The sequence below is a fragment of the Oscillibacter sp. 1-3 genome, from assembly GCF_000403435.2.
Lineage (GTDB): Bacteria > Bacillota > Clostridia > Oscillospirales > Oscillospiraceae > Oscillibacter.
Map to the genome: position 1 here is coordinate 398,514 of NZ_KE159710.1, position 25,161 is coordinate 423,674.

Below are 25,161 nucleotides of genomic sequence, written 5' to 3' on the forward strand. Positions count from 1 at the left end.
GTTTTATCTAAACTCTGTATTACTTCAAGGAGGAAACGATTATGCAAAACACCCCTGCCCCGGCATCCACTCCCCAGCGAGAAGTGTTTCCCATGCAGGTGGATGTGAAAATCCACACGCTTCACACCAGCAGCCCGGTGCTGAACGCTTACCAGCAGGCGCTGAACCAGATTCCTCAGCGGCAGCAGGAGAGTCAGGAGGCTCCTCCCGTCCGGGAAATGAAAATGTAAAGGAGAAGTGAATATGAAAAGATTAACCACCGTCTGCGCCTTGGCACTGGCGTTGACCATGGCCCTCACTCCCGCCGCTCACGCGGCGGAGTGGGCCGATCCCGCCCAGGTGTGCTATCCCACCTCTGTTACCCAGAATGAGGACAGCACCGAGATCCGCAAGTTCTACGACCTGTCCCCAGAGGACGATCCCACTGGCATCCCCCGCTCGGACTTCCAACAGGACGGGTACCATTACACGCTGGTAGAGCTGCTCAAGCAGGAACTGCCGGAGAATGAGAGCCGCCAGCACACCGAGACCGTGACGCTGGAGAGCAAGAACAAGGATATGGCCTCCGTTCTGGCCCTTCTGCCGCAGCAGCGGGAATTCGTGACGGATGATGGGCTCACAGGCATCCTCACCCTCCAGCTGGATACCGTACAGGTGGATGTATCCGGCTACGGCAGCTCTACCAGAGCGGTCAATGTCACCCGGTCCTATCCCAATTTGGCGGGGCAGGACACCCAGTACATCCCCAAGACCATTACCGATAACGGCAGAACCCTGACGCTGCAGGACATCAACTGGCAGACGGACAATACCGGCAGTCTGGACGGCTATGCCCTGGGCGACCGCTACACTGCCGTGGCCACCTACACCGGCAGCGCCACCAGCAGTTATGTCAAAGGATATACTGTCACTGCCGACTATACCGGCACTGTCAGCCGGATCGCACTGAACAAGACCCGATATGTGGCTATATTTGAGGGAACTCCCCTCCAGCCGGTGGAGCCTGTGTTCGATGCCGCGAATACCGCCGGTTCCAACTTTCACTGGGCCTATGTTCTGATTCCACTGGGCGTAATCACCGTGGCCGGCGGCGGAATCGGTATCGCTTTGTTCCTCAAGCGGCGCAGTGAGCTGGCCGAGTGTGAGGACGGAAATGTGTGATCTCAAGCCCATATCATAGGAAAGGACAGGAGAATATTATGAAGAAGAAACTGATCACGCTCCTGCTGACGCTGTATGTGACGGCCTTTATGACGGCGGCCGCCTATGCTGCGGAGCCGCTGGAGTACACCATTGCCGGCACAGACAATCCGGAGTACGGCAAACCCACCTCCATTGAGGTAGTGCATACTCCTGACGGCGGGGCGATGAAAAACGAGGACATCAGCAAAAACGCTGCCCTTGCCCCACCTGCCTTCGGCAGTGCCAGTGCGGATACCCTGCATACCGGTATACCCATTACTCCCAATCTGGCTCCCGGCTATATGCCGGATACCAACGCGGTTATCAATGGCAGCGCCGCCGCGGTTCAGCCCCCCGCCATGGGCGGCGGAACGGCCTCCGATACCGGGGCGCTTTATGTCCCCGGTTCGTCCACCGTGACAGTGACCAATCCCGGCGGTGCTGCGGGCGGTTATACGGAGGTGACAGATGACCTCTATTACAGAGGCGGGCATCTCGGCACACTGGAGATCCCCGCTATTGACCTGGATGTGAAGATCTACCAGGGTACGGACAGCAGAACCCTGGCAAAGGGCGTGGGCCACTTTACGGAGACCACCATCTGGGCTGGAAATGTTGGGCTGGCCGCTCACAACCGGGGGACTAACTCCTACTTTGGGAAAATTCACACACTCAAAGCGGGAGACCGGATCACCCTGACCACCAAGCTGGGGACGCGCGTCTACGAGGTAACCACAGTTTCCAAGGTCAGCGAGACGGATCGAAGCAGCCTTGCGGACACGCGGGACAACTGCTTGACCCTGTATACCTGCGTCCGGAATGAGCGGGACCAGCGGTGGTGCGTCCGTGCTGTGGAGGTGAAATGACTATGTAATCTGCTTCATTTCGCCCCTCTTTTTCTACCTTTGCTTTTCCATGTTTCCATAGCTTTCATGTCCGTTTTGCGGTATGATATGGGACAAGAAAAGTCATAGGAGGCACAGAGAATGAAAAAGAGAGAGCTCGGAACACTGGCTGTGGGCATGGCGTTGGGCGCGGTGCTGACCGGCGGCGCTGCTGCTGCGGGAGTCATGGCAGAACCCTCCTGGTCTCCCATCTATGTAGACGGCCAGCAGGTGCAGATGACCGCCTATAACATTGCGGGCAATAACTACGTCAAGCTTCGGGACATCGGGCAGGCAGTGGGCTTCAACGTCTACTGGCAGGACGGCGTCCAGGTGGACAGCACCTCCCCCTACACCGGAGAGGCGCCGGCCCAAACACCTCCGACCACAACGGCGCAGGCGGTCCGGGTGAGCAGCTACAAAGGAGATACCCTGAGTGTCGGAGACCGCAGCGGCATCATGATCTCTCCCAGTGGAACGACCTATACGGTGACCTCCAGCAACCCGGCAGTCATTGCAGTTGAAAAGGTATCCGGGAACTGGGTTGCCGTGGCGAAATCCGCCGGGACTGCTGCAATCACCGTCAAAAGCAGCTCTGGGGAGACCGGACAGCTCACGCTGACCGTGACCGGCGGCACAGCAGATCCCGAGGCTGATAGACAGCTCTCTGCCCCAGATGGCGGGATCGATCTGTCTGCCAATATGGAGATCCGGCAGGAGATGATTCGGCTCATCAATGAGGTGCGCCGCAAAAACGGTGTGGCGGAGCTGGAGGTAAATGAGGCTCTGATGAATGCCGCACAACACTGCTCTGCACAGGGTTTCACCACACACCACACTGAGTATGAGTGCAGGACAGCACTGCGATACGGCTACCCATACGGTTTTGGGGATAACCTGACAATTTTTACACCCACCAATACAGCAAGCATCGCACAAAACGCTGTTTCCAATTGGGAATATTCGCCCGGTCACTTCCAGACAATGACTGCGGAGCGATACGACTGCATTGGCGTCGGCGTGACGATCATAGACGGAAGAGCCTACTGCTATATGTTCGCAGGAAATCCCAATGGACATAATCCCTACGAATAAGCGAAACAATCACGTTCCCATCCTGAGTTCCCCGGAATACCGGGGAACTTTTTTCTGAATTTTTTTGGAAAGGAATCACAATATGAATCGATTACAGCATACATTGCAGACACGCCTGACTGCAATGTTTTTGGCACTGATTTGTTTGTTCAGTCTGTTACCCGTTCCTGCATCCGCAGCAGGGCCAAGCACGATCAAGCTGGACCGTTTCGGGTTTTCGGGTGTCACCTATGAATCCGCCAGTTTGGGCCGGTGTCTCATCCACCAAATGTACTACGACTATGATGGAAAAAGTACCATCGGGTTTTGTGGTACCAAGGGTGCCACAATGAACCAGTCCCTGACGGGGCAGACCTGGGGTAATCCACAGGCCATCTCAGATCCTACCGTGGAGATGATGATGGCCTATTATTATGCCCACTCCACCAACAATTTTACCGATCAGGCACACGCCCTCGGTGTAGATGATGTCTGGGACAGCGGTTATACATGGTATATGAATGCCTGGGTGCAGGCAATCGTATGGCGCTACAAAGCCGGGACTCTCTCCGATCCTGTGGTGGCCTGCGCTGAGGAACTGATGGCTGTATTTAACTCGCTGGAGGGTACACATTTTACCAGTATCGATCAGGAGAAAGACGGCACTTCGTTTCGATCCCGTGCCCAATATATCCTTGATCTGGGGCGGCAGGGTGTTTGGGACAATTGCTCGGTACAGGAATATACTTTCACTGGAGCAGCAGCCGGCAATGTACAGAAGATCATGATTGGCACTTTGGATTCGCCGATGACAGAGGATAAATATGCGCTGACCATCAAAAAAGTAGATTCCACAAATCCCGCCAAAGGCTTGCAGGGAGCAAAATTCCATGTTGAAGCTGTGAACGGTTCATACAACAAAGAGATTGTAACTGGACCCGATGGTACCTACACGTTAGAGAATCTGGATGCAAACACCTACGCCGTGACGGAAACAGCCCCTCCTCCCGGCGGGTATGAGATTGACAATCCTGGCCCGGAGTATGTGGTCCTGCCCAACGGTTCCAGCAATACCGTGACCGTTACCTTCACAGACACGCCGCCCTCCACCGGCGAGGGAACCATCCGTAAAGTGGACGTTGATGATCCCTCCAAAGGACTTGCCGGAGCGGTTATCAAGATCACCGGCGTGGACAACAACTTCGTGGGCACCTACACCACCGGCGCGGGCGGCTATCTCACAGATGTCCCCTGGGATCAGATGCCTGTGGGCAGCTATACCGCAGAGGAGGTCACGCCGCCGGAGGGGTACACCAAGAGCCCGGATGTCAACAAGACCAAGCAGACCTTTGTATGGGACGGACAAACGGACATCTCCCTCATTTTTGAGAATGACGCCCACGTAAAAATCCGCCTCATAAAGTTAGATGATTCCAATAATCCCCTCCCCGGCGCTGTGTTCAACATCTTGCGGGATGGGCAAATCATCGGCACGGAGGCCACCAAAACCGATGGCACCATCACCGTCACCGATGTCACCGAGGGGATGTACGCATTTGTTGAGGTAAGCGCTCCGACGCCTTTCGCCAGGCTTACAGAGCCTGTCATTGCCCACGTGGATCAAGCTACAATCAACGGCGGCGGAACAGTCACCGTAACAGCGTCGGACAAGCGCCTGCCCAATCTCACCATTTTGAAGAGGGATGCCCAGACACAAGACCCGGTCCCCGGCACGGTCTTTGAGGTCAAGGGCATCCATTTTCATTACCATGAGGATGTGGAGACCGGGCAGGACGGAAAAGCGGTCCTGTCCAATCTCCCCGTGGACAGTTATGAGGTCCGGGAGAAGTCCGTGCCGGACCCTTATGTTATAGGAGACGAGCCGGTCCAGACCATCTACCTGGGCCCCGGCGAGAACCGGGAGCTGATTTTTGACAACCTCAAGCAGCCGCTGCTCACCATCTCGAAAGTGGACGCCGTGACCGGCAATCCGGTCCCCGGCACAGTCCTGACCGTTGAGGGCATCGACAGCGATCACAAGCACGACGTTACCACCGGAACGGATGGCACCGTCTCTCTGCGGCTTGCTCCCGGCAGCTTCAAAATCACGGAGAAATCTGTCCCCTCTCCCTACTACCTGCCGGACAAGGACGCGGACCGGGTACAGATCATCTCCCTGAACGCAGGCGATGAAAAGACCGTGGTATTCAAAAACCACCGGATGCCGGAGGTCATGGTCTATAAGGAGAACAGCATCACCAGGGAGCCGATTGAACATGCCAAATTCCACATTACCTATACGTCCAACGGTGAATCCGCAGACGCACCTTCCACCATTGACTATGGGTACTTTTTTACGGACGTAAAAGGCGAGATTCGCCTCCATGAGCAGGGCAAGCGGCTGTACCCCGGCGAATTTACCATCACCGAAGTGGAGCCGGCGGACGGTTTCCAGCTGAAAGAACCCATCACTCAGAAAGTCATTCTCCACGGAAGTGAGAGCAAGACAGTTGTGTTCCAGAATACCCCGCTCTCCGCTTTGGTAGTCTGGAAATATGATTCCGTCACTGGTGAGCCTGTTGAGGGCGCCGTCTTCCAGGTCCGGTATATGTCCGGAACCAGCGGCAGCGGCGGAACAGTCATCGGCACCTACAAGACCGGCCCCGGCGGCAGTTTCACTATCAACCGGCTCAAGGCAGGCGCATACACCGTGGAGGAGCTCGCCAGCGACGGGAACCATGTGATTGACACGGCCCCGCAAACAGCCTATATCTCCGGCGAGGAGCAGGACGTGGTGCAGCTCTACTTCGGCAACAGTCCCAAGGGCAGCCTGCTCGTCAAGAAAATTGACGCCGCGACCCACGAGCCTTTGAGCGACGTTGAATTCCTTGTCACCGACAGCCACGGGACTATGCTGGGCGATGCCAACGGCAAGTTTGTGACCGACAGCGCGGGCACCATCCTGATTTCCAACATCAACCCCGGTACCACACTGGTGGTGCGTGAGACCAGAACCAGAGAAAACTACATTCTGGACGATGTGCCCCAGACGGCCACCATCCAGGCGGGCCAGACTGTGAGCCTTGAATTTAGGAACCAGCCGAAAGGCTCCGTCACTCTTTATAAGTTTAGCAGCCTGGACCGGAGGACTCCCCTGGAGGGCGTGGGCTTCAAGATTACCTTTGCGGACGGCAAGGTCGTGGACAACATCGGCGGCAAGCTGTCCAGTAATGGTATCTACTACACGGACTCCGACGGTTATATATCATTAGTATAAGAAAGCCTATAAAAAAGAGATGCCGGTGATTTGGCGTTCTTTGTCCACGCGGATTTCCTTTATCACGGAGCGCCAGAGGGTGCGCTTTTCCTCTCGCTCCAGACCATCATAGATTTTGCGGAAGCCGGATGCAAGGATCGCTTCGACGGCTTCAAAGTTGGGGCGCTCCTCCTCGGCGGAGGGGGCGGTACGCTCGGAAAGCTGGGCGGTGTATAGTTCATAGTCCCGGCGGTATTCCTCCAGGTCGATCATCTCATTCACGTAAAGTTCTTTTAGGCGGGACAGCTTGCGGCGGATTGCCGCCCGGTCGATGGAGGCGGCGGTCTGCCTGCGCCGGGCCTCTTTGATGTCCCATTCAAGGCGCTGCTTTTTCAGCTCGTCCCCCAGGAAGGTAAATAGCCATTCCTCAACGGCGGTTTCCCGAATCTGCTTTTTATGGTCGCAGGTCCGGCGGCTGTAGTGCTGCGGACAGCGGTAATAAGGGCCGTATCCGGTTTGAAGACCGGCCAGCCGGTGGCCGCACTCGGCGCAGATCAGGAGAGAGGTAAAGAGGAACACCCGCCCGGTGGGGTTGGCCTTTGTGTTATTGGACAGGAGCTTTTGCACATCGTCGTACAGATCGCGGGGGACAATGGGAGGGCAGAAGTTGGGGTTCACTCGCCCATTGCTCTCATAGTGGCCGATGTAGAGCGTCTGGGCAAGGTTCCGGCGGCAGCGCACATTGTCCCAGTTCAGGCCATAAGTCCGCTGAATATAGGCGGCGGTGGCGCGGACGGAGACGGTAGAGCGGTAATGCTCAAAGGCATCCAGGATGATTGCCGCATTTTCGGGAACGACCTCCAGGCGCTTTTCCTCGTTGATCCGGTAGCCGAAGGGGATTTTGCCGGAGACCACCGTACCGTGCTTTACCTTGCTGTCCAGCACGACGCCGATCCGCTCCCCGCATAGGTCTGCTTCGTTCTGTGCAATGGAGAGGCGGAGGTTGATATACAGCCGCCCGCCTGCCGTGGTGGTGTCGTATTGCTCCTGGGTGGTCAGCCAGCCGCAATTATGGGCGTCCAGAATCTCCATGACCTTGTAATAGTCGGCCACGGAACGAAACCAGCGGTCAAGGCGGGTAAACAGGATCAGGTCTACGTTGTCCTGCTTCACGCTCTCCAGCATCCGCAGGAAGTTTGTGCGCTTGCCAAGGCTCTTGCGGGCCGTCTTCGCCGCGTCGATGTAGACGCCGACGATTACCCAGCCTCGTTCCCTGGCGTACTCCTCCAGGCTTTCTTGCTGGGCCTCCAGAGACAGGCCCTTGATTGCCTGCTCCTGACCGCTGACGCGGACATACAGCGCAACCCGCAGCGGGGCCACCTCGTTTTTTCCCATAAATATAACACCTGCCCTTCAAAAAGGTTGCAATCAACCAGGGGCAGGTGTTATAATAGCACTGTCCAGGTGACTATTATCGGGCCTGCCCCGGTAAGGTTCACTCCCCGCCCCCGGTGCTGGTAACACCGGGGGCGGATTTTTTATTTTCAGAATGTGCGATAGAAAATATCCTCCAGATGGATGTTCAGGTCGTCATATAAACTGCACTTGAAACGTGTGACAACCTCGGCACGCTCTTTTTCGGTCATTCTGGCAGGCATCCAGTCAGGAGGCAGAACGTAAATGGAGTTTAGAACCAAATCCCCATCTCGCAAAAGGTACTGTTCAACCGCCTTATCACCTGGGCTGATGATCCAGTATTCCAGAACGCCGCACTTTGCGTAGACTTCTTTTTTACGGGTCTTATCGTTGCGCATTGTGCTGGGGGAAAGAATTTCCACCACCAGATCGGGAGCGCCGTGGACACCGTCCGGCTTGATCTTCTCCCGGTCACAAACAACCATCATGTCCGGGACAAAATGATCTTGTTCAGTGAGAAATACTTTTACCCCATCCATAAAGGGAACGCATTTTTTACCCTTCAAGTAGTTTCCGAAAATGCTATAGACATTGCCGGAGACGAGAACATGGTTGGTGGAAGCGGGAGCCATAAGAAATACTTCCCCGCCAATCAGCTCTTCCCGCATCTTCTCCTGGCAATCATCCCGATAGGCCAGATTACCACTCATACAGAATACTCCTTTCTTCTGCCCGGTGAGTTTATGCCTCGCCGGGCTTATTTTTTATGCGTGTCTCGCCGTGCCACCGCCAGCCAGCGGCTCGGAAGATTCCGACAACATTCCCGCAGCGGCTTTCTTTTCAGAAAGAATCTGCTGGTAAATAAGCTGGGCCTGCTGCTCCGCCTCGGCGTGGGCCTCCTCCTCAATGGTAGAGAAATGGGCGGGGGCAAAGGCCGGGGCGGCGGGGTCTTTCATCAGCTCCAGGGCGACGGCCTCCAGCGCCTCCCATTGTTCCGGCCGCAACCGGGACAGCGCGGTTACAAGCCGACGCCGGAAGTCCGCGCTTTCCTCCGCCAGTAGTTCATCCATGAACGCGGCCAGTTCATCGTCCCTGGTCCGCTTCACAAACATTTCCCCTTCGCCGGTCCGCAGCCATGTTTCCGATACATTGAACTCCCGGCAGATCAGATTGATAACCGCCTCGGCGGGATTGTTTTTGCCGACTTCGTAGGTGGCAATGTTGCTCCGGCTTACTTTCAGTTTGTCCGAAAATTCTTGCTGGGTGAGGCCCAGGGCCTTGCGTAGATTTTTTAGGCGCTCGCCTATTGTCAAATTGTTCACCCCCTTCTGTATTGCCAATCATAACACGCAAAATGTCGGATGTCAACAATAAAGTTGGAAACCGACATTTTGGGTATTGACAAATGTCGGATAATGATTTATTATTGTCGTAATCCGACAAACGAAAGGAGGGAAACGGGGTGGACGAAAAAAAGAGTGCCGCCCCAGCGCCGGAGGTGCAGGAGCGGCAGGGAGACATCAATCCTGATAGGTTTCGGAAATCAGTGATTCTAGGTCTGGCAAGGTTATTCCATGTTTCGATAGGTACTGCGACAGAATACAGTGATATTCTCGCAGCGCAAGCGAAACAAAACGGTGTTGAGCTGAAATAGCAATCTGGTGTTCGTACACTTTTGCGGGGTCTTCAACATCTGCAAAATCGTTGGCGAGCGAATAGTGTCTTTCATCAACTGCAAGGAATGATGGGTTACATACTCGCTTGTAACCTTGTCCTCGAATTTTTCAGAGCATCCGCAAAGACTTCCTCCTTTCTATGTACTCGGCCCTGGCGGGGGCTTGTACCTGGATTATACGGGAGGACGGTGGGAAATGCAAGGGACGAGCGGGAGAGTTGGGAGGGCAAAGCGGCAAATGAAAGGAGGGAAACGGGATGGACACGCTGGAGGCTATAGATGTGTTTGCGGAGCATTTCGCCAAACTGCAAGCGGACAGCAAGCCAATTTCAGAAAATTCCCTGGCAAACGACGAGCGCCATGTAGAAATGCTGAAAAGAATTACTCTGCGGCGGTTGGATGGAAAAGAAAAATTCAGGATCGTAGTGGATTACGACCCCGAATTTCCTTTGATTGCTGTGGATGTATTCAACCTACACTAGCGGGTTTTCTGTAATCCGACAGGCTGGCGGGAGCTGTGGATAGACCGGATCGCCAAATCTTTCCCACATGAAATAGTAGGTTTCTATGGATGCGACCCCAGTCAAACGGTCAGACCTGGGCGCATTGGCTCCGTCGTAAATCCAGCCGCAAGTCTCGAAAGCCTTTTCGACATCGGCTTTTTGTTCGCGGGTCTCCAGGCCAGACACATCAACAGCAATCAGTAGATCAGGGCACACAACATTTTGCTCCTTTCTATCAGTTTCGGCGGCGGTGACGCGCCGTCCGGAAACAGTATAGCAGAGGAGGCCGGAAAAAGAAAGAAGGAGGTACAACCATGTCCGAGAAGGAAAAGAAGATCATGGAAACGATTGCAAAGGTCGTCAAGGGAGCGTCCGCACCGACAAAGGACTACCTGCTGGGGTGGGCCGAGGGCGCCGCTTCTGTGGTGTGTGGCCCGCTGCTGCCGGAACAGGCGGCGGCGGAGCGGCCCGGCGCGTGAGCCGGGCCGCGTGGAAGGGGGCGTGGAAATGGACGGCGTGAAAGTGACTGGCACGTTCAACGCCAATGCGTTTTTCCAAACGCTGGCCGCGATCCTCTCCCGGAAGTACGGGAAGGAGATCACCGTCACCGTGACGCCGCCCGCCCAGGACGAGCGGGCGGCACGTCCGGCCAAGGACCGGAGCAAATCCAATCAGCGGGTGAGCGCATGAACGCGGCGGACTGGTCCAGGACATGCAAGGGCTGTCGGTATGTGGAAACCGTGATGTGGCCGGTAAAAGGCAGTTATAGCAAGGAAACCGAGGCTTACCGGTGCAATGCGCCGGGGCCGCACCAGGGATACCACATCGGGACAGGGGTTTTTCTACCGTATGTTCCGGCGTGGTGTCCGGAAATGGAAGCAAGGAAAGGGGACGCACAATGCTTGAAATCGTCCCAATGACATTGAAAGAGGCAAACGCCTTTGTAGAGCAAAACCATAGACACCATGGGAAAGTTACGGGCCACAAGTTTTCTATCGGCCTTTCGGACGGTGTGTCAACGCCAATTTGAAATTGTAAGAAAACGCCGAAGAAATTTTGTAGTTTTTCGGCGGGGGGGGGGGTAACAGAATCAGTTATTTCCTTGCAGGAAAAGAGTATTTACGATTTGCTGTTTCTGGCGCATAAATTCCTTGCGCTCCTTCAGGCGGTAAGACTCACCCTTGATGTTGATAACGGTGCAGTGATGCAGTACACGATCCAGGATGGCGGAGGCGATGGTGACGTCGGCAAAGACCTCGTTCCACTGGGAGAAGGTTTTGTTGGAGGTGAAGACGGTGGATGTTTTCTCGTACCGCCTGGCAATGAGCTGAAAGAACAGGTTTGCACCCTGGATGTCCATGGGGAGGTAGCCGATTTCGTCGATGATGAGCATCCTGTACTTGGCCAGAACCTTGAGCTTGTCCGGCAGACGGTTCTCAAAATGGGCCTTCTTGAGCTGTTCAATGAGCTGGTGGCAGTTGATGTAGTAGGTGGAGAAACGGTGCTGTGCCGCCACCAGGCCCAAAGCGGAGGCCAGATGGGTCTTGCCCACGCCGGGCGGGCCGAGGAAGACCACATTCTCCCCGTTTTCCAGGAAGCGCATGGTAGCCAACTCATCGATCTGGCGCTTGTCGATGGAGGGCTGGAAAGAGAAATCGAAGTCGTCCAGGGTTTTCTTAATGGGAAAGCCAGACATCTGGATCTGCTTCTCATAGGCCCGTCTCCGCTTGGATTTGGCTTCTTCTGAGAAAATGTGATCCAAAACCTCCACAATGTTGAGCTTGTCCGCCACCGCCCGTTCCAGGTAGTTGTCCAGAATCTCCAGGGTGTTTTTCATTTTAAGGGCTTCCAGGTTTTCCCTCAGCCTGTCCATAGTAAATTCAGTCATACAGCACCTCGTCATATCTGGATAAATCGGAGGGCTTCAAGGGGAAATCTATTACTTTGCCCTGTTCCAGCAGAACATTTTCCGCATCTATTGTCTGTTTCAGCGTAATCCTTCTATAGTGCTGAGGATTGACAACCATGTCCTTCCTTTGATACGATATTCGATGCAGAGCGATCTGCTTTCCCTCATAGTAGGCGGCCAGCATACTGTCGAGGGCCACGACTGCCACATCTTTGCCGATGTACTCCGCTGGCACGGAGTACTGATTCCCGGCGTATGAGATGAGGCAGTCTTTTTGTACCCGCCTAAGGTTGATCTTGTCGATGATGTACTCACGGGAAAGAGGACTCAGCCCCTCTTTTTGCAGCCGCTCAAAGGGAATCTCGTTGGTGGTGGCATGGACTTTGCCATTGACCTTATTACACCAAGCCAAGGCTTGTCCATTCAAATCTGCCAGGCTGTTGTACTTGATCCCGACCATGAAGTTGTCCCGCACAAACTGCACCGTCCGCTCCACTTTTCCTTTCGTCTGACCACGATATGGCCGGCACAGGATGGGTTTGAATCCATAGAATCCCGCGAAGTCCTCAAACTGCCGGTTTAGTGTGGAGTCCTCCTGCTTCAAAAGCCGCTTGATGACTACCTGCTTCATGTTATCGTACAGAATCTCCTCCGGGTAGCCTCCGAAATACCGAAACGCGTTCTGATGGCACCGTATCAACGTGTTTGTGCTCATATCTGTGACAAATTCGATGTACCGCATCCTTGAGTACCCCAGAATCATGAGAAAGCAGTACAGCTTCTTCCACTTTCCGTCCTCGTATACCAGGTGATCCTCGAAGAATCCCCAGTCCATCTGCCCTTGCTTTCCTGGCATCGTCTCAAACCGCACCGTTGCTTTCTCATTCAAGTCCATCTTCCGGCTGCTCACATACGCCTTGACAATACTGTAACCTCCGTCAAACCCCATCTCCCGCAGCTTCTCCAGTATCCGCAACGCTGAATACGGCGCCTCTTCCAGCCACTCGTCCACGATCTGCTTGTACGGGTCCATCTTTGTTGGCTTGGGTTCGCTCAATGTGTACTCCGGCTTCTGCGGCGATTCCGCGTACCGCTTTGCCGTCCGCGGGTCCATGTGGTACTTCCGTCCCAGCTCCACATAGCTCAGCCCTTTTTGTCTGTCGCTTCGGATATCCATCCACTGTGCTCCTTTCATTTTCTGACTCCCTTTCCGGGCTCTTTCTCGCCCTGATTGGGAGTCTATCTTTTTCCCTTCACCTCCGCCACTAAACTACATTTTTTCCTCGGCGTTTTCTTACATTTTATCACTGGCGCTGACAGGTGAAAAAATTGTGGGTGTTGCTATTGTAGGCCGTCCGGTTGCCCGGCACTTGGACGACGGGTGGACGCTGGAGGTAAACCGGCTTTGCACAGATGGGAGCCGCAATGCCTGCTCCATGCTGTATGCTGCGTCCTGGAGAGCGGCCCGCGCTATGGGCTATAAACGGGTGGTGACATACATCCTGGAAAGCGAAAACGGGGCAAGCCTGCGGGCCTCCGGCTGGAAGTGTGTGGGACAAGCTGGGGGCCTGCGTTGGACCGGGAGACGCCGCCCGGAAGTGGACCTTTACCCGGCGCAAATGAAAATCAGATTTGAAAAGGAGGAAGCATGAACACAATCTACAAACCGAAGGGCGCGGCGGCGGAGTACGGCGACTATGCCGTGAACATCTACACCGGATGCCCCCACCGCTGCTACTACTGTTTCGCGCCCCAGGTCCTCCACCGGGACCGGGAAGCGTTTCACTCCTGCGTGGAGCCGCGCAAGGGAATTGTGGAGGAACTGCGGCGGAAGCTGGAGCGGGAGAAAATCACTGGGAAGCTGGTCCACCTGTGCTTCACCTGTGACCCGTATCCCACCGGCTGCGACACGACCACCACGCGGGAGGTCATTCAGACGTTGAAGGAGTTCGGGAACCACGTCCAGATTCTCACCAAAGGGAGCGGGATTTGCGACTTTGACCTGCTGGACGGCGGGGATTGGTACGGCGTGACCATATCCTGCGGGCGGCCTATGGAAGATGCGGCGGAGCCCGGAGCGGTCAGCCTGGAAAGCCGCCTGTATGACCTGGAGGAAGCGAAGCGCAGGGGGATTAACACATGGGTATCGTTCGAGCCGGTCCTTGACCCGGAAGCCGTACTGGCGTGTATTTATGGATGCGCGTACTTCATCGACAAAGTAAAAGTCGGGAAGCTGAACTACCACCCGTCGGACATCGACTGGGGACAGTTTGGCCGCAACGCCGAAATGATGTGCCGGGAGCTGGGTCTGGACTACTACATCAAGGACAGCCTGCGGGCGGAAATGGACAAGCCGTGAGCGGCGGAGAGGACTTCACCCGGACCTGCGAGGGGTGCGAGTACATACGGACAGAGCCGTGGCCGGTCAAGGGAAGCTACAGCGAAAAGACTATTGCTTTTCGGTGCTTTGCGCCGGGGAAACACAAGGGCTATCACATGGGGACTACCTACCTCCTGCCCTACGTCCCGGCGTGGTGTCCGAGGATAGCGCAGGAAAAGGAGGTGATTTAGGTGGAACATTTGGGTGACATTACAAAACTGAACGGGTACGAACTGTACCCTGTTGATGTGGTCATTGGTGGTTCGCCTTGTTAGCCAGGACCTTTCTGCGGCAGGGAAAAGGGCTGGTCTTGCTGGAGAGCGGAGCGGCCTATTTATGGAGCAAATCAGAATTATAAAAGAAATGAGGGAAGCAGATGTACGCAGAGGCCGTACAGGAAAGTTTATTCGGCCCCGATTCATGGTGTGGGAGAACGTACCTTATGCGTTGAAGCACATAAGGTACGTTATGAATAGAAAGCAATTATGCAAAGCACCTCCTAAAAATGCAAAGAAACAGCACCGTTAGGCGCTGTTTCTTTGCACATAATATTTCGCTAAAAGTATTCACCCAAGAGATGAGAGCCAGTCAATGAGTTCAGCGTCTTGCTCCCAATCTGAGAATGTAGGCAGGCCAAGATGCTCTGTGGCTTTTTCCAATGCAGCCCGTTTCGCCTCATTATCTGCTCTGGCATAAATCTCAGTTGTTGAAATATCCGCATGACCAAGAAAGTCCTTGATATATACTGGATTAACATTGGCCTGCACAAGATGCATGGCTTTTGTATGACGGAGTTTATGCGGCGTAATATTAGGCGGCATCTCAGGCGAGACTTTTCGCGCCATCTCAACGTATTTTTGGAGAATGTAGGTAACTCCCGAGCGTGTTAGCTTTTGTCTATGGGCATTCCAGAACAAGGGCATATCAGAATGCAGATGAGGATCAATGCGGTTTTCCGTAAAATAGGCTCTTATTAGTTCAACTGTCTGCTTCATAAGCGGCACAGAACGTATCTTCCCACCTTTCCCATGGAGCGTGATTACGGCGGGGGCATCCAACCGTACATCGCGGATTCGAATATCAACCAATTCACTGACACGCGCCGCTGTGTCATACAAGACTGTAAGCAGAACCAGGTTCCGCCGCCCTCTCCTTGTGGATGCGTCAGGCATGGAAAGCAGCAATTTCAGACTATCCGCAGTCAGATATTGAGCTGGCGGAGACGATGCAACCTTTCTGGGGATATTGTGGATTTGAATGCATTGCTCCATGTATCCTGGCTCCTCCGCTATCACATAATCAAAGAACGCATGAATTGCACAAAGGCGCTGGTTATAGGTGGACGGCGATGCACCACGAACATTAGCCAGCCACAGCAGAAACTCTTCTACACAGTTCTTATCCAACATGGGCAGCCTCAATTTGGCGATGTTGTATCCTTTCACATCTCTGCAAAATATGAGAAGCAGCTTGAAGGTGTCTCGGTAAGAGCAAATTGTATTGCTGCTTAAATTTCGTTGCACGGGCAGATAATGTGTAAGGTAGCGTGTAAGAAGGGTGGAAAAATCAGTCGTTTTCATTTGCCATCCCCCTCTGTGGAATCAGCTCGCCAAATTGCGTTTCCAACTTTGAGGTAATATCCGGATACATTTGAGCGGTTAACTGTAAATAGTTCTGTGTTCCCCTTATGCCATTATGTCCCAAATACCGAGAGAGTACAGGCAGCACAGCAGTGAGGTCATCTCCAGAAAGCACCCAGTTATTGAGACAGTGAACAGCGAATGTGTGACGAGTATCGTGCGGACGCGGCCCTTTCCCGACCCCATAGTAAGGGATCTTCGCATGGTCGAGCAGCATACGGAATTGCACTTGAAGCCAGGTGGCTCCATACGCACCGCAGTTACCATGAGGTTTTGGACTTGGAAACAGTAGGGAATCCTCAGATTGCGGCGAAAGGACTTTCAAGTATTGTGTCAGTGCATCAGAGACAGGTTCGGAGAATGGGACAATGCGATTCTTGTGAAATTTTGTATCCCAAATCGTGAGCGTATTCTCTGTAAGATCCACATCGCCTGTGCGCAAATGCCGAAGCTCAGCGGAACGCAGGCCACAGTTGAACAAAATGCGGAACATAACTGGAAGCTGATGATGCCGGAGTGGATTTTGCTCTGTAGGAAGCACATGGTCGGCTGCATCCAGCATCCTTTCAATTTCATCGTCTGAGAAGATATATGCCTTAAAACTTCTGGATTCCTTGGGCAAAGAGCGTGGCGGAATTTTGTATGCCTTAAACCCTTTTCGTACCACAAAGTCAAGAAAACCATTGATTGCACTGGCTTCCCTGAGAACCGTATTGACTTTTTGGTTCAATCTGTTTCCAATGTGCTGGAGGACATAATCTTTTGTGAACTCTATATCGCCATCTTCTGGTTCCACATAATCTTGCAAGAACCTTCGGATGCAGTCCCTGTCAGTTTTCCCGACAAAGCCGAGGGCATGGCGCTCTGCCATATATTGCTCAAGCAGCAGCTTCGCAGTCATGACATTTCCCTCCTTGAGCCATAGGATAATGCACATTTACGAAGTGCTGGAAGATCGATCTTTGTGTAGGCAATCGTTGTCTTGGGGGTGTCGTGTCCTAAAATATTGCTGATTGTCATCAACGGAGTACCATCCCTAAGCAGCGTACTCGCCACTGTATGTCGCATGGAGTGTGCAACCTTGCGATCCTTTACCGTTAACCCGGCTTTCCGCATATATCGCTTGATACTTTCGGACAAAGTAGAACTGGATGCAATTGGACCATAAGGATGAACATGGCGTATAAACACATTATCGCAATCAGAGTCTAATCTTCCGTTTTTCAGATAACTGATGATTGCTTCACCGATTGGCGGCAACAGAGGCAGCGAATTGATCTTGCCGCTTTTTTGCTGCCTATAGGTAATCACTTTCTTGTGCCAGTCAATCTCTTTGAATTTCAACGCACAGATATCACCAGCCCGCATCCCCAATAGAACCGCCAACAGAATCATTGCGTAATCACGTTTTCCTATTGCGGTTCTACGATTGATTGCAGATAAAAGCTGCTGGATTTCTTCCGGAGTCCACGTCTCTGGAAAAGACTCTTCCACATAGATTTTGGGCCTTGGAACATCACCAGCCAAATCACTTTTTAGAATGTTAGACGTATGAAGATAGCGAAAGAAATCTCTCAATACGCTGCTGATGATGTGAATAGTCGCCCTTTTATACTGGCATAGTGTGGTCATGTAGTCTGAAATGTTTGAAGCTGTAACATCTGGCAGAAGTATTTGCTGCCCATCAAGATAGCACAGAAATTGCTTCAGTTTTGTTCGCTTGACATCAATTGTACCAGAAGCTCCATTGTTTTTGATGCAATTGTTGAGGTAGGCTTCTAAAACATCGGCATATGCGACTGGCACCCTATAGTCGTGGTGACTATTTCGCCTGGCACAGCCAAACTGGTAGATGTCGTCCAGGAATCGAATTGTCCGGCGGGTCGCGCGTTCTTTTTCCGTGAGTTTGATTGTACTGTCTGTCATGTCTAAACCATATCGCTGCAAAAAATATGCGATTCCGGTATCAAACCTATAGATTTGTATTGCGTTTTGAGCGCAGTAGTCAGCAAGCTCCTGAAGTTCTTTACAATGCCCATAGACTGTCCTTGGGGAAAGCTGTAGCCGTCGCAGTTCTTGATCTGCGGTATCCATCATCTGGTCAATTGTTATCTGCACTGTGTCCCCCATCACATAGATCGTCCTCCTGTCTCCGTTATTTCAACGTTTGTCGGCATATCTATGGTAACGGGTTATGCAGAGAAAAACCAGTCTGTTTTTTGCGTTTTTTACCAATTACACTGAAAGGTTGACCATTTTCTCTATACAACGTATTTCGTGAATAACGTCATAGGATACCTTTCATCAAGCGACTGAGTGGACTATGTATCTGTGCTTCGAGTGTCCGCAAATATCGAGATTCCAATTCCTGTTTCTGGAGGATAGGACTATACTGGAATGGTGAGAGAACAAGACGTTGAGCTCTGTTGGTGGTACTTGGATGTTCAATAGAATATTCGGAGACATATGCTGCTTTGAAGTATTTGGTCTTCAGAGTCGTTTTCGAAGTACCTCGTCCAAAAACTCCTTTTGAGGAAAACAGACCTCCGAGGAATACCCCAGTTCTCCAGCCCGACACCCTCCTTGGCATATTGGCATGAATACGCAAGTATGGCACTGTGTTTTCAATTCTGTATTACACCAACAAGCCATGGCTGCTTCATTTGTAATTCCATTCCAGACATCTCCCACCTTGGCATTAGAATCTGTCATGGCCATAGGGCATTTGAATAGTACCCCCTCTGGTGTGATTACAAATCCCTTAGTTTGACAGGCAAAACACCGAGTTCGCCTTATCCAAAGAGAAAATGCCTGTTCCGGTGTTGTAAATCTATGGCGTATCAGGGCATTTTGGATAGTGAACCACTCTTCTTGCCGATGTTGATCCGCTGGATTTTGAGAATCAGTACTATATAGGTGATATGCATATACTCGTAAGTTCTCAGCATGAGGTAGGGTTCTTCCCAACTGTTCAATCAACTGTAGGATATCTGAGTAATTGTTGTAATCATAGTTCAGCCGTATCACAGTCCGAATTCCAGATTGGATAGCCAACTGGATATTCTGGAGTACTGTTCTAAAGGGATCGGCCAAGCCGACATAGTTTTTCCGTCTCGCATACTCTTTATCTGTGCCATCTAAGGTAATCTGAATTTGGGAAATATTCCAATCATTGATCATTTTATGAATCAGTTCATCGTTAATAAGAGATCCATTGGTAATTATGCTAAATTGAAGATTGTTGTCGTTAATCTGTTGTCTCAGCAGCATCGTCATATATTCTATGATTTCTGGGTTCAATAGTGGCTCTCCACCAAACCACTGGACTCGGATTGACGTATTGCCACTCCGTTTCTGAATAAACCGAGCGACTTGCGATGCTGTTTTCCTATCCATAGATACGGCATGATTACGATTTTCATAGCAGTAGAAGCAACGGGCATTGCAGGCGGAAGTTGTAAGAATTCGGTAAACTGCAGTATTACTATTGAGGATGCCATCAGCCCGAGCCCGGTCCAGTAAAGCATTTTCATTTCTTCCTTCTGGAACCAAAAAACCATTTTCGATACATGATCTTTGATCTGCAAGAGAAAGCAAATCACCACCACGCTCAAGCGCCGAAAACTCCTCCAAACGCAAAGCAGCCAGTGCTTGAGTAAAGGTGTTGTATAGGCCAACAGTTTCTTCATCGATCTGAAAATTGTAATTGAATTTGGATGGTTTATAATTCATGTTTACATTACCTTTCACAAAAAATGTAGACAGGCCATGCTTTGAAATCATGCTTCAAACCATGGCCTGTCCACCATAATATAGATTTCTCAAGTATCCGCATCGCAATTCCAATCTGCCGTCTTACAACTATCACCAGTGCACTCCCCGGAACAATTCGCTTTCATGAGAAAGTCATTTACCTCGTTCTCAGCCATACCAAACACTGCCTTTTCAATTAGAACCACCTATCTCACCTCCCGTAACTAAATATTGGAATCCTTCATAGCATAAAAAGTCTTTTAATATTATAAAAGACTTAGGCGTTGTTGTCAAGAGGCTCCCTTTCTTAGTTGGCCATCACTTACGAGATAAAGACACATTTGCGCAAAAATATCCAGGCTGTGCATAATTTATTTCTTATCATAACGTACCTTATGCGTTGAAGCACATAAGGGACGTTTTCCCAGCACATCCATCGCGGGCGAACAGAGAACCCTGTCCGTCCTCGTTCCATATCTGCATTACGCATCTCCTTTACAATACGAACTTGTTCCATGAAAAGGCCGGAGCGGGCGCCGGACAGACCAGCTCTCGCTCCGGCCACAGACAGTCCTGGCATGGACTGCCGCCGCAGATAATGTCCACTGGCGGGAGCTGTGCCCCGTCCAGTTTGGTGATGTCGCCCACATGGATCATGTCAGGGAAGTGGCGTTTCGTGATGGAGACGGGGGCCTTTTCGATCTCGCTGGCCCACAGGGGGACGATCCCCTGACGCCGGGCGGCCAGGGGGAACACACCGAATGCTGATAGGTAAGTCTCCGATGAAATCATCTCGGACTTTTCCCCCAGCCCACACCGTGCGGGCGCCTTTCGACGCACACGGCGCACCATCTTACTTTGTGAAGCGGCACCTCATTTCAATGTGCCGCTTTGCTGATGAAGGGAATACATATTCACGCCGCTTTGTCATATAAAGCCTCAATAAGTGCCTTGATTCGCTTCTTTTTCTTAGGAAACAAATCATAGAGCCGTTCCGGGGTAGTGCTGTGCAGAATAGTGTGTTCCAGCTCGGACAAGACGCAGAGATTGTTAAAATCATTTGTGCCGCCGTTTTTCAAAGGCTTGATGTGGTGGCAGTGGTATAGCCCAACCGGGACATATTCCCCGGACAGATAGCTGATACCCTTTGTCGAACTGTACTTGCTGATTCTGAACAGTGCCAATCTGCTGTTTTTGATGTGCTTGGATACCCTGACGAGATATTCAATGTCGTCGATGGACACTCCGGGCCGCTTTTGCCGTTTTTTCTGCGAATACGGATTTTCCCGTTTTACAACGCCGTTTCCGCCAGCCAGAAGCCAGCTGTCCCAGCTTGCCCACTGGATTTCAATGACCGGATACCCGTTAAAGCAGTAGTAGCCGTTGCCTCCCCAGGAACGATAGCCTCCTCTCTGAAAGTTATTTTTATATGACTGCTCTTGCGTAAACGTAACATTTCGCTCCATCGTGTGGTAGAACAATTTCTTGATTCGCCAACCTATCTTTCTAAAATTCATGCAGAAGTGCGACATACCCTTGTAGTAGTTGTGGATGCCTACCACATAGGTATTCCAATCGTGTATTGTCTCAAAATTCGGATGTTTCCTGACGGCCCGGAGCAATTCCCGGCACCTGTCAACGATTTCGTCTTCCTTTTTCTGTGGAAGCGTATTGGCAACCATATACATACCTTTTTGCTGAACACATTTGGGCGGCGGCTTGAATACATAGAACTCATATCCCAGGTATTTCATTTTCTCTTTCGTGAGGTCATATATCCTGGTCTTTTCCTCATTGATTTTCAGCCGCATATTTTGTGTTAGGTAATGGGTGACACTGTAACGAAATCGCACAGCGTCCTCATAGCTTTTGCAAATCACCAAAATGTCATCAGCGTAGCGAACATGGATGCCAATTTTCAGACCTGTGCGCTCCAGATTGCGCCGCCTGTGGTTATTGTGAAATTTTCCCACCGTCTTGTCATGCCAGCAGTCCCCTTGTTCCCTCAGCCAAACATCAAACCGATGCAGATAGATATTGCTGATGAGCGGACCCAGTATGGAACCCTGCGGAGAGCCTTTTGGGTCTTCTACTTTGCAGGAATCCTCATAGTAGCCTTTCTTGATAAATCGGTAGATATAGTTGAGAATGACCTGGTCACGAATGCCAATATGCCATAGCTCCCGGTAGGCGATGTCTGCGTCAATCGTTCCAAAGTAGTCCTGCATATCAACAGACAGCACGTAGGGCATGGTCATGCACTGGGTCTTCACCTTTGCCAGCGCCTGGTGCTGGCTGACCTGGGGACGGACGCCAAAAGAACTTGGCACGAATTTTGTTTCACAGTAAGGCTCTATCACAAGCTGGATACATTTCTCCACCAGCTTATCCCAGATGGAGCATATCCCCAGGGGGCGCTTTCTGCCGTTGCTTTTGGGAATGTATGTCCGTCGCACATAGTCCATTTTCTTGTTCAGCAAGCGGTCTTTCACGGTTTCCGCTAATTCCAGGATGGAATACGGCTCTAACGTCTTGATATTCGTACCATCAGGCCCCAGCGCCATCCGCCCTCCGCTTTGGCTCAACTGCCGCAGCGCAAAGGCCACATTGTCAGCGTCATAGACCATGGGATGAAGCGCCCGCATATCCATTTTCCCCTTCTGGTAGTCATTAAACCGCTGCTCCATATCCACAAAATAATTGTAGCTATTGGTCAAAAGTTGCTTTCATAGGTTGGTTGGCCTCATTTCCGTAATGAATAGTCTCTTGCGTCTAATCAGGCGAATAGAAATGATTGTTCTGCCGTTCAAAGTAAGACTAAGGCCCTTCGCTCCTCCGTATTTCTTGATACGGTATCTTCACTACTATGGCCCCGCTGACTACCCGTGCGTAATCTTTCTGGCCCTACCCTTTCGGTGCGGGCCGTCCCCGATTACTACATGACAAAAATTTCTTGCCATGCCGGGCAGTTCTCCCATATCAATACGACTGCCTTAATGCCGCACTTAGGACTCCTCTTTACTCCGCAGGCTTGGGTCTCCCCGGTCCGTTTCCCACGGACTCTATGGCGGCCATAACGCCATCCCCCATAATGACACGGAAAAATCACGTGAGGTAAGCCTGTTTTTCCATCCTCTCCTTACGGAGCAGGACAGCCATTCGTTACGAAGCGTACAAGAAAGGAATTTCTATCCATATGCGGCGGAACCCGAGGTGTGCTGTCGCCAGCAGTGTCCCCGTCTTCACCTATGCTTCGCGACTGCCTGTTGCCAGACAGCCGGCAGGAGTATTAGTCGCGGTCGGATACATGAGATATTTGGCTCTCATGCCGCCGCCAGCCGTATCAACACCTACAGGGTACACGAATGAAATGCCCCTGTCAGGTTCACAGTGGTGTCCTCGCTACTACGCTGGTTTTACACTGTGATTCGGGACGCACTCCCATCGAAGAGGCTTCCCATGGTCAGCTTCATCCCATCACCATCCCCTGGGTGGGTGATATTTTCATGGATCGGATCTCTTCCGCGCTCACCTGCTTCACAGGGATACCCAGGGATTCCGCCAGTTTCCGTTCTCCCTCCATGCCGGGACTGATCCGATCCCCGCACAGCCACAGTTCATCACACAGTTCCAGCATTTGGCTTCCCATATCGACGCCCAGCTGACGTTCCGCCGGGTCGCTGTCATCCAGCATCTGGGGATACAACAGATGTGGAGCGAACGGCGTGGCGCCCTGGGTAATGGCATAGCGGCAAGCCTGCCGCGCAAAATCAAGATTTCGCTCTACTTCCCCGGATAGGGGTGAGGCAATATATACCAGTTGATTTATACCCATGTTTTCCTCCTGTCCTATTTCGCTGCCGCCTGTACAACGGTGCGGGTGGTATTGACGGCGGCCTGGGCGGTATAGACGGCGCTCATGATGTTGGCCCGCGTGGTAGTGTCCAGTCCGAAAGTCCCGGCAATCCTGGGCACCTCTCCTGCGGAGAGCATGAGCCCCAACCCCAAGAGGGCATTTTCCCGGAATACCATTAACCCCGCCACAAGGATTGTGGACTGCAGGAAAGCCGTCAGGCACAGGCCGATCACCTGCTTCATCCACTGGACAAAGCCGTCGATGTACCCTCTGGGGATACTGAACATATAGAGGCTCCCCACGGCGATCTGGATGAGCAGGATGCCGCCCCGCTTCAGATTTGCGAAAAACACCTTGATCACGGCGTAGGCCATCATGATGATGCAGAAGATCAGCATAATGGGGCTGGTGAGGACGCTGAGTCCGAAGCTGGGTGCGCCCGCCATATCCGCGAGGCTCTCCACGCTGGTCAGCTCCTCAATGATCCGCTCTCCCACTGTGCCAATGCTGGTTCCGTAGCCGGTCAGCCCTGTGGCAAAGGTGCCCTGCAAGGAAACCGACAGGGCGTAGAGCCGGACGGGCGCCACGGTGAACAGACTGACGGACATGAAGCCCTTGATGGCGTTGAGGGCGGTCTGCCGGAGGTTTCCCCGTCCGGAGGAGTATTCGATGCCGAATTCGAAGCCAGAGACCACCAGGCTGACGCCGAAGAGGGCCCAGCCCAGCTGTGAGAAAAACAGGACGATGGCCTGTACCCACTCCAGCTCAAACAGCTCGACGCCCATGTTTCCCATGGCCGAGAAGAAGTTGCCGAGGAAGCCCACCACCTGGCCGTAGAACCAGTCGATCAGATTGTCCATGATGGTGGACGCTACAAAGTCAAAGATAAAGATTGATATTCACCTCGATTCCAAAGCAGGCTTCCGGAAGAGGCACAGATACTCCTCCGCCAATTCCGAGAGTGCATCTATATCCGGCACAGGGCGGGCAATGTCCCATGCTATGCTCTCTTCATGGTCTGGGACTGCTTTTCTCCCACCGCGGGGCAGATCCCAAAAACTGACTGTCACGGAATCCACGGGCCCGCTCCGCCGGTTCAGGACCGTCAGCCGAAGCCCATTATATCTGCCGCCGCGGGAGGTGAACTCTGCTTTTGCCAGATTGCCGCCATCCAAACGGAGGTAACAGACGCCGCCCAGACACACAGTGTCCGGGTGGCGTCTCTCCAAGGCTTTCTTCAGTTCCTGCGCAAGTGTCATACCGTTCAGATCCCGATGATGCCCCAGATGTAGGATGGGGCGGTGAGCGTGAAGACCAGACAGGCGAAGAGGATCACCGGCCCTGTCCATTCAAACTGTCCATGCTTACGATAATCAAAATACGCCATCCCAAGTTTGGTGAAGAAGGCGATGGCAAGAACCATGTCCAGTGCGGGAAAGACCACATTTTCCACCACGGTCTTGATCTGTGTGGCGGCGCCCTTCCAGGTGCTTTCCACAGCGGCGGCTACATCTCCCGCGGCGAGAGCGGGTGTGCAGCAGAGAGCGGTCACTGCCGCAATGGTCAGAAGAACGCAAATTGCTTTCTTGTGGTTCATATGGGTTCCTCCTGTAATCAGATAGAATTTTAGGCG

At 52.5% G+C, this 25,161-nt stretch carries 25 protein-coding genes and 3 pseudogenes; 13 read left to right on the top strand and 15 right to left on the bottom strand.

Features of this window, described 5'->3' with window-relative positions:
• Positions 1-41: 41 nt before the first annotated feature.
• The 5 genes from C816_RS17780 to C816_RS17800 all read left to right on the top strand — a co-directional run bounded on the left by C816_RS17780 (position 42) and on the right by C816_RS17800 (position 6,417).
• Positions 42-230: a hypothetical protein gene (locus C816_RS17780; protein WP_016323799.1), complete on the top strand. Its 189-nt coding sequence runs from the start codon at positions 42-44 to the stop codon at positions 228-230.
• A 13-nt stretch (positions 231-243) separates the two neighbouring features.
• On the top strand, positions 244-1,161 hold the full coding sequence (locus C816_RS17785; protein WP_016323800.1) for a hypothetical protein: 918 nt from the start codon (positions 244-246) through the stop codon (positions 1,159-1,161).
• A 38-nt stretch (positions 1,162-1,199) separates the two neighbouring features.
• A complete protein-coding gene (locus C816_RS17790) occupies positions 1,200-2,048 on the top strand; it encodes a class D sortase (RefSeq protein ID WP_016323801.1) in 849 nt (282 codons plus the stop codon).
• A gap of 120 nt (positions 2,049-2,168) precedes the next feature.
• The gene (locus C816_RS17795) at positions 2,169-3,161 is read left to right on the top strand and encodes a CAP domain-containing protein (RefSeq protein WP_016323802.1); all 993 of its coding nucleotides are present in this window, start codon (positions 2,169-2,171) and stop codon (positions 3,159-3,161) included.
• An 82-nt stretch (positions 3,162-3,243) separates the two neighbouring features.
• A complete protein-coding gene (locus C816_RS17800; protein WP_016323803.1) occupies positions 3,244-6,417 on the top strand; it encodes a SpaA isopeptide-forming pilin-related protein in 3,174 nt (1,057 codons plus the stop codon).
• A 6-nt stretch (positions 6,418-6,423) separates the two neighbouring features.
• Here C816_RS17800 and C816_RS17805 read toward each other — a convergent pair whose 3' ends face one another.
• From C816_RS17805 to C816_RS17815, 3 genes are all read right to left on the bottom strand, one after another.
• Positions 6,424-7,791, bottom strand: coding sequence for a recombinase family protein (locus C816_RS17805; protein ID WP_016323804.1), 1,368 nt, complete (start codon positions 7,789-7,791; stop codon positions 6,424-6,426).
• Positions 7,792-7,940: 149 nt separating this feature from the next.
• Positions 7,941-8,522 carry a Uma2 family endonuclease gene (locus C816_RS17810; protein ID WP_016323805.1) on the bottom strand — a complete coding sequence of 194 codons (582 nt, stop codon included), beginning with the start codon at positions 8,520-8,522 and terminating at the stop codon, positions 7,941-7,943.
• 54 nt (positions 8,523-8,576) lie between these two features.
• Positions 8,577-9,125 (bottom strand): helix-turn-helix domain-containing protein, encoded by a 549-nt coding sequence (locus tag C816_RS17815; protein ID WP_016323806.1) that lies wholly within the window; start codon positions 9,123-9,125, stop codon positions 8,577-8,579.
• Between the two features lie 149 nt (positions 9,126-9,274).
• Between C816_RS17815 and C816_RS17820 the strand changes: the two genes are divergently transcribed.
• The 4 genes from C816_RS17820 (at position 9,275) to C816_RS17835 (ending at position 10,680) form a co-directional block, all read left to right on the top strand.
• The gene (locus C816_RS17820) at positions 9,275-9,466 is read left to right on the top strand and encodes a hypothetical protein (protein WP_040656005.1); all 192 of its coding nucleotides are present in this window, start codon (positions 9,275-9,277) and stop codon (positions 9,464-9,466) included.
• Positions 9,467-9,744: 278 nt separating this feature from the next.
• The gene (locus tag C816_RS17825) at positions 9,745-9,969 is read left to right on the top strand and encodes a hypothetical protein (protein ID WP_016323807.1); all 225 of its coding nucleotides are present in this window, start codon (positions 9,745-9,747) and stop codon (positions 9,967-9,969) included.
• 335 nt (positions 9,970-10,304) lie between these two features.
• The gene (locus C816_RS23930) at positions 10,305-10,469 is read left to right on the top strand and encodes a hypothetical protein (RefSeq protein ID WP_016323808.1); all 165 of its coding nucleotides are present in this window, start codon (positions 10,305-10,307) and stop codon (positions 10,467-10,469) included.
• 28 nt (positions 10,470-10,497) lie between these two features.
• On the top strand, positions 10,498-10,680 hold the full coding sequence (locus tag C816_RS17835) for a hypothetical protein (RefSeq protein WP_016323809.1): 183 nt from the start codon (positions 10,498-10,500) through the stop codon (positions 10,678-10,680).
• Between the two features lie 400 nt (positions 10,681-11,080).
• Here C816_RS17835 and istB read toward each other — a convergent pair whose 3' ends face one another.
• Positions 11,081-11,878 (bottom strand): IS21-like element helper ATPase IstB, encoded by a 798-nt coding sequence (istB, locus tag C816_RS17840; protein WP_016320839.1) that lies wholly within the window; start codon positions 11,876-11,878, stop codon positions 11,081-11,083.
• Positions 11,871-13,076, bottom strand: coding sequence for an IS21 family transposase (gene istA, locus C816_RS23935; protein WP_016320838.1), 1,206 nt, complete (start codon positions 13,074-13,076; stop codon positions 11,871-11,873). The genes istB and istA overlap by 8 nt, the downstream gene beginning before the upstream one ends.
• 148 nt (positions 13,077-13,224) lie before the next feature.
• On the opposite strand from istA, the pseudogene C816_RS17850 reads away from it, so the two are divergent.
• From C816_RS17850 to C816_RS23040, 4 genes and pseudogenes are all read left to right on the top strand, one after another.
• Positions 13,225-13,551, top strand: a pseudogene (locus tag C816_RS17850) (XF1762 family protein); the annotation flags it as partial.
• Positions 13,548-14,258: a radical SAM protein gene (locus tag C816_RS17855; RefSeq protein WP_016323810.1), complete on the top strand. Its 711-nt coding sequence runs from the start codon at positions 13,548-13,550 to the stop codon at positions 14,256-14,258. The pseudogene C816_RS17850 and the gene C816_RS17855, both read left to right, overlap by 4 nt.
• Positions 14,255-14,470, top strand: coding sequence for a hypothetical protein (locus tag C816_RS24615; RefSeq protein WP_016323811.1), 216 nt, complete (start codon positions 14,255-14,257; stop codon positions 14,468-14,470). Before C816_RS17855 ends, C816_RS24615 begins: the two co-directional genes overlap by 4 nt.
• Before the next feature lie 6 nt (positions 14,471-14,476).
• A pseudogene (locus C816_RS23040) lies at positions 14,477-14,726 on the top strand (DNA cytosine methyltransferase); the annotation flags it as partial.
• A gap of 119 nt (positions 14,727-14,845) precedes the next feature.
• Here the strand turns inward: C816_RS23040 and C816_RS17865 are convergent.
• The 10 genes and pseudogenes from C816_RS17865 to C816_RS17915 form a co-directional block, all read right to left on the bottom strand.
• Positions 14,846-15,859: a site-specific integrase gene (locus C816_RS17865; protein ID WP_016323812.1), complete on the bottom strand. Its 1,014-nt coding sequence runs from the start codon at positions 15,857-15,859 to the stop codon at positions 14,846-14,848.
• Positions 15,846-16,820 carry a tyrosine-type recombinase/integrase gene (locus C816_RS17870; RefSeq protein WP_016323813.1) on the bottom strand — a complete coding sequence of 325 codons (975 nt, stop codon included), beginning with the start codon at positions 16,818-16,820 and terminating at the stop codon, positions 15,846-15,848. The genes C816_RS17865 and C816_RS17870 overlap by 14 nt, the downstream gene beginning before the upstream one ends.
• Complete coding sequence (locus C816_RS17875; protein ID WP_016323814.1) at positions 16,817-18,049, bottom strand: site-specific integrase; 1,233 nt, start codon at positions 18,047-18,049, stop codon at positions 16,817-16,819. Before C816_RS17875 ends, C816_RS17870 begins: the two co-directional genes overlap by 4 nt.
• Positions 18,050-18,409: 360 nt before the next feature.
• Positions 18,410-19,702, bottom strand: a complete 1,293-nt coding sequence (locus C816_RS23045; RefSeq protein WP_081646407.1) for a radical SAM/SPASM domain-containing protein — start codon at positions 19,700-19,702, stop codon at positions 18,410-18,412.
• Positions 19,703-20,084: 382 nt separating this feature from the next.
• Positions 20,085-20,464 (bottom strand): annotated as a pseudogene (locus C816_RS17890) (DNA cytosine methyltransferase); the annotation flags it as partial.
• Positions 20,465-20,586: 122 nt separating this feature from the next.
• Complete coding sequence (locus tag C816_RS17895) at positions 20,587-22,278, bottom strand: reverse transcriptase domain-containing protein (RefSeq protein WP_242832256.1); 1,692 nt, start codon at positions 22,276-22,278, stop codon at positions 20,587-20,589.
• An 863-nt stretch (positions 22,279-23,141) separates the two neighbouring features.
• Positions 23,142-23,507, bottom strand: a complete 366-nt coding sequence (locus tag C816_RS17900; RefSeq protein WP_016323818.1) for a DUF7768 domain-containing protein — start codon at positions 23,505-23,507, stop codon at positions 23,142-23,144.
• Positions 23,508-23,521: 14 nt separating this feature from the next.
• Entirely contained in the window at positions 23,522-24,421 is a 900-nt protein-coding gene (locus tag C816_RS17905) for a conjugal transfer protein TrbL family protein (protein ID WP_040656017.1), read from the bottom strand.
• 6 nt (positions 24,422-24,427) lie between these two features.
• The gene (locus C816_RS17910) at positions 24,428-24,787 is read right to left on the bottom strand and encodes a hypothetical protein (protein ID WP_016323820.1); all 360 of its coding nucleotides are present in this window, start codon (positions 24,785-24,787) and stop codon (positions 24,428-24,430) included.
• Between the two features lie 5 nt (positions 24,788-24,792).
• Entirely contained in the window at positions 24,793-25,125 is a 333-nt protein-coding gene (locus C816_RS17915; protein ID WP_016323821.1) for a DUF3852 domain-containing protein, read from the bottom strand.
• Between the last annotated feature and the right edge of the window lie 36 nt (positions 25,126-25,161).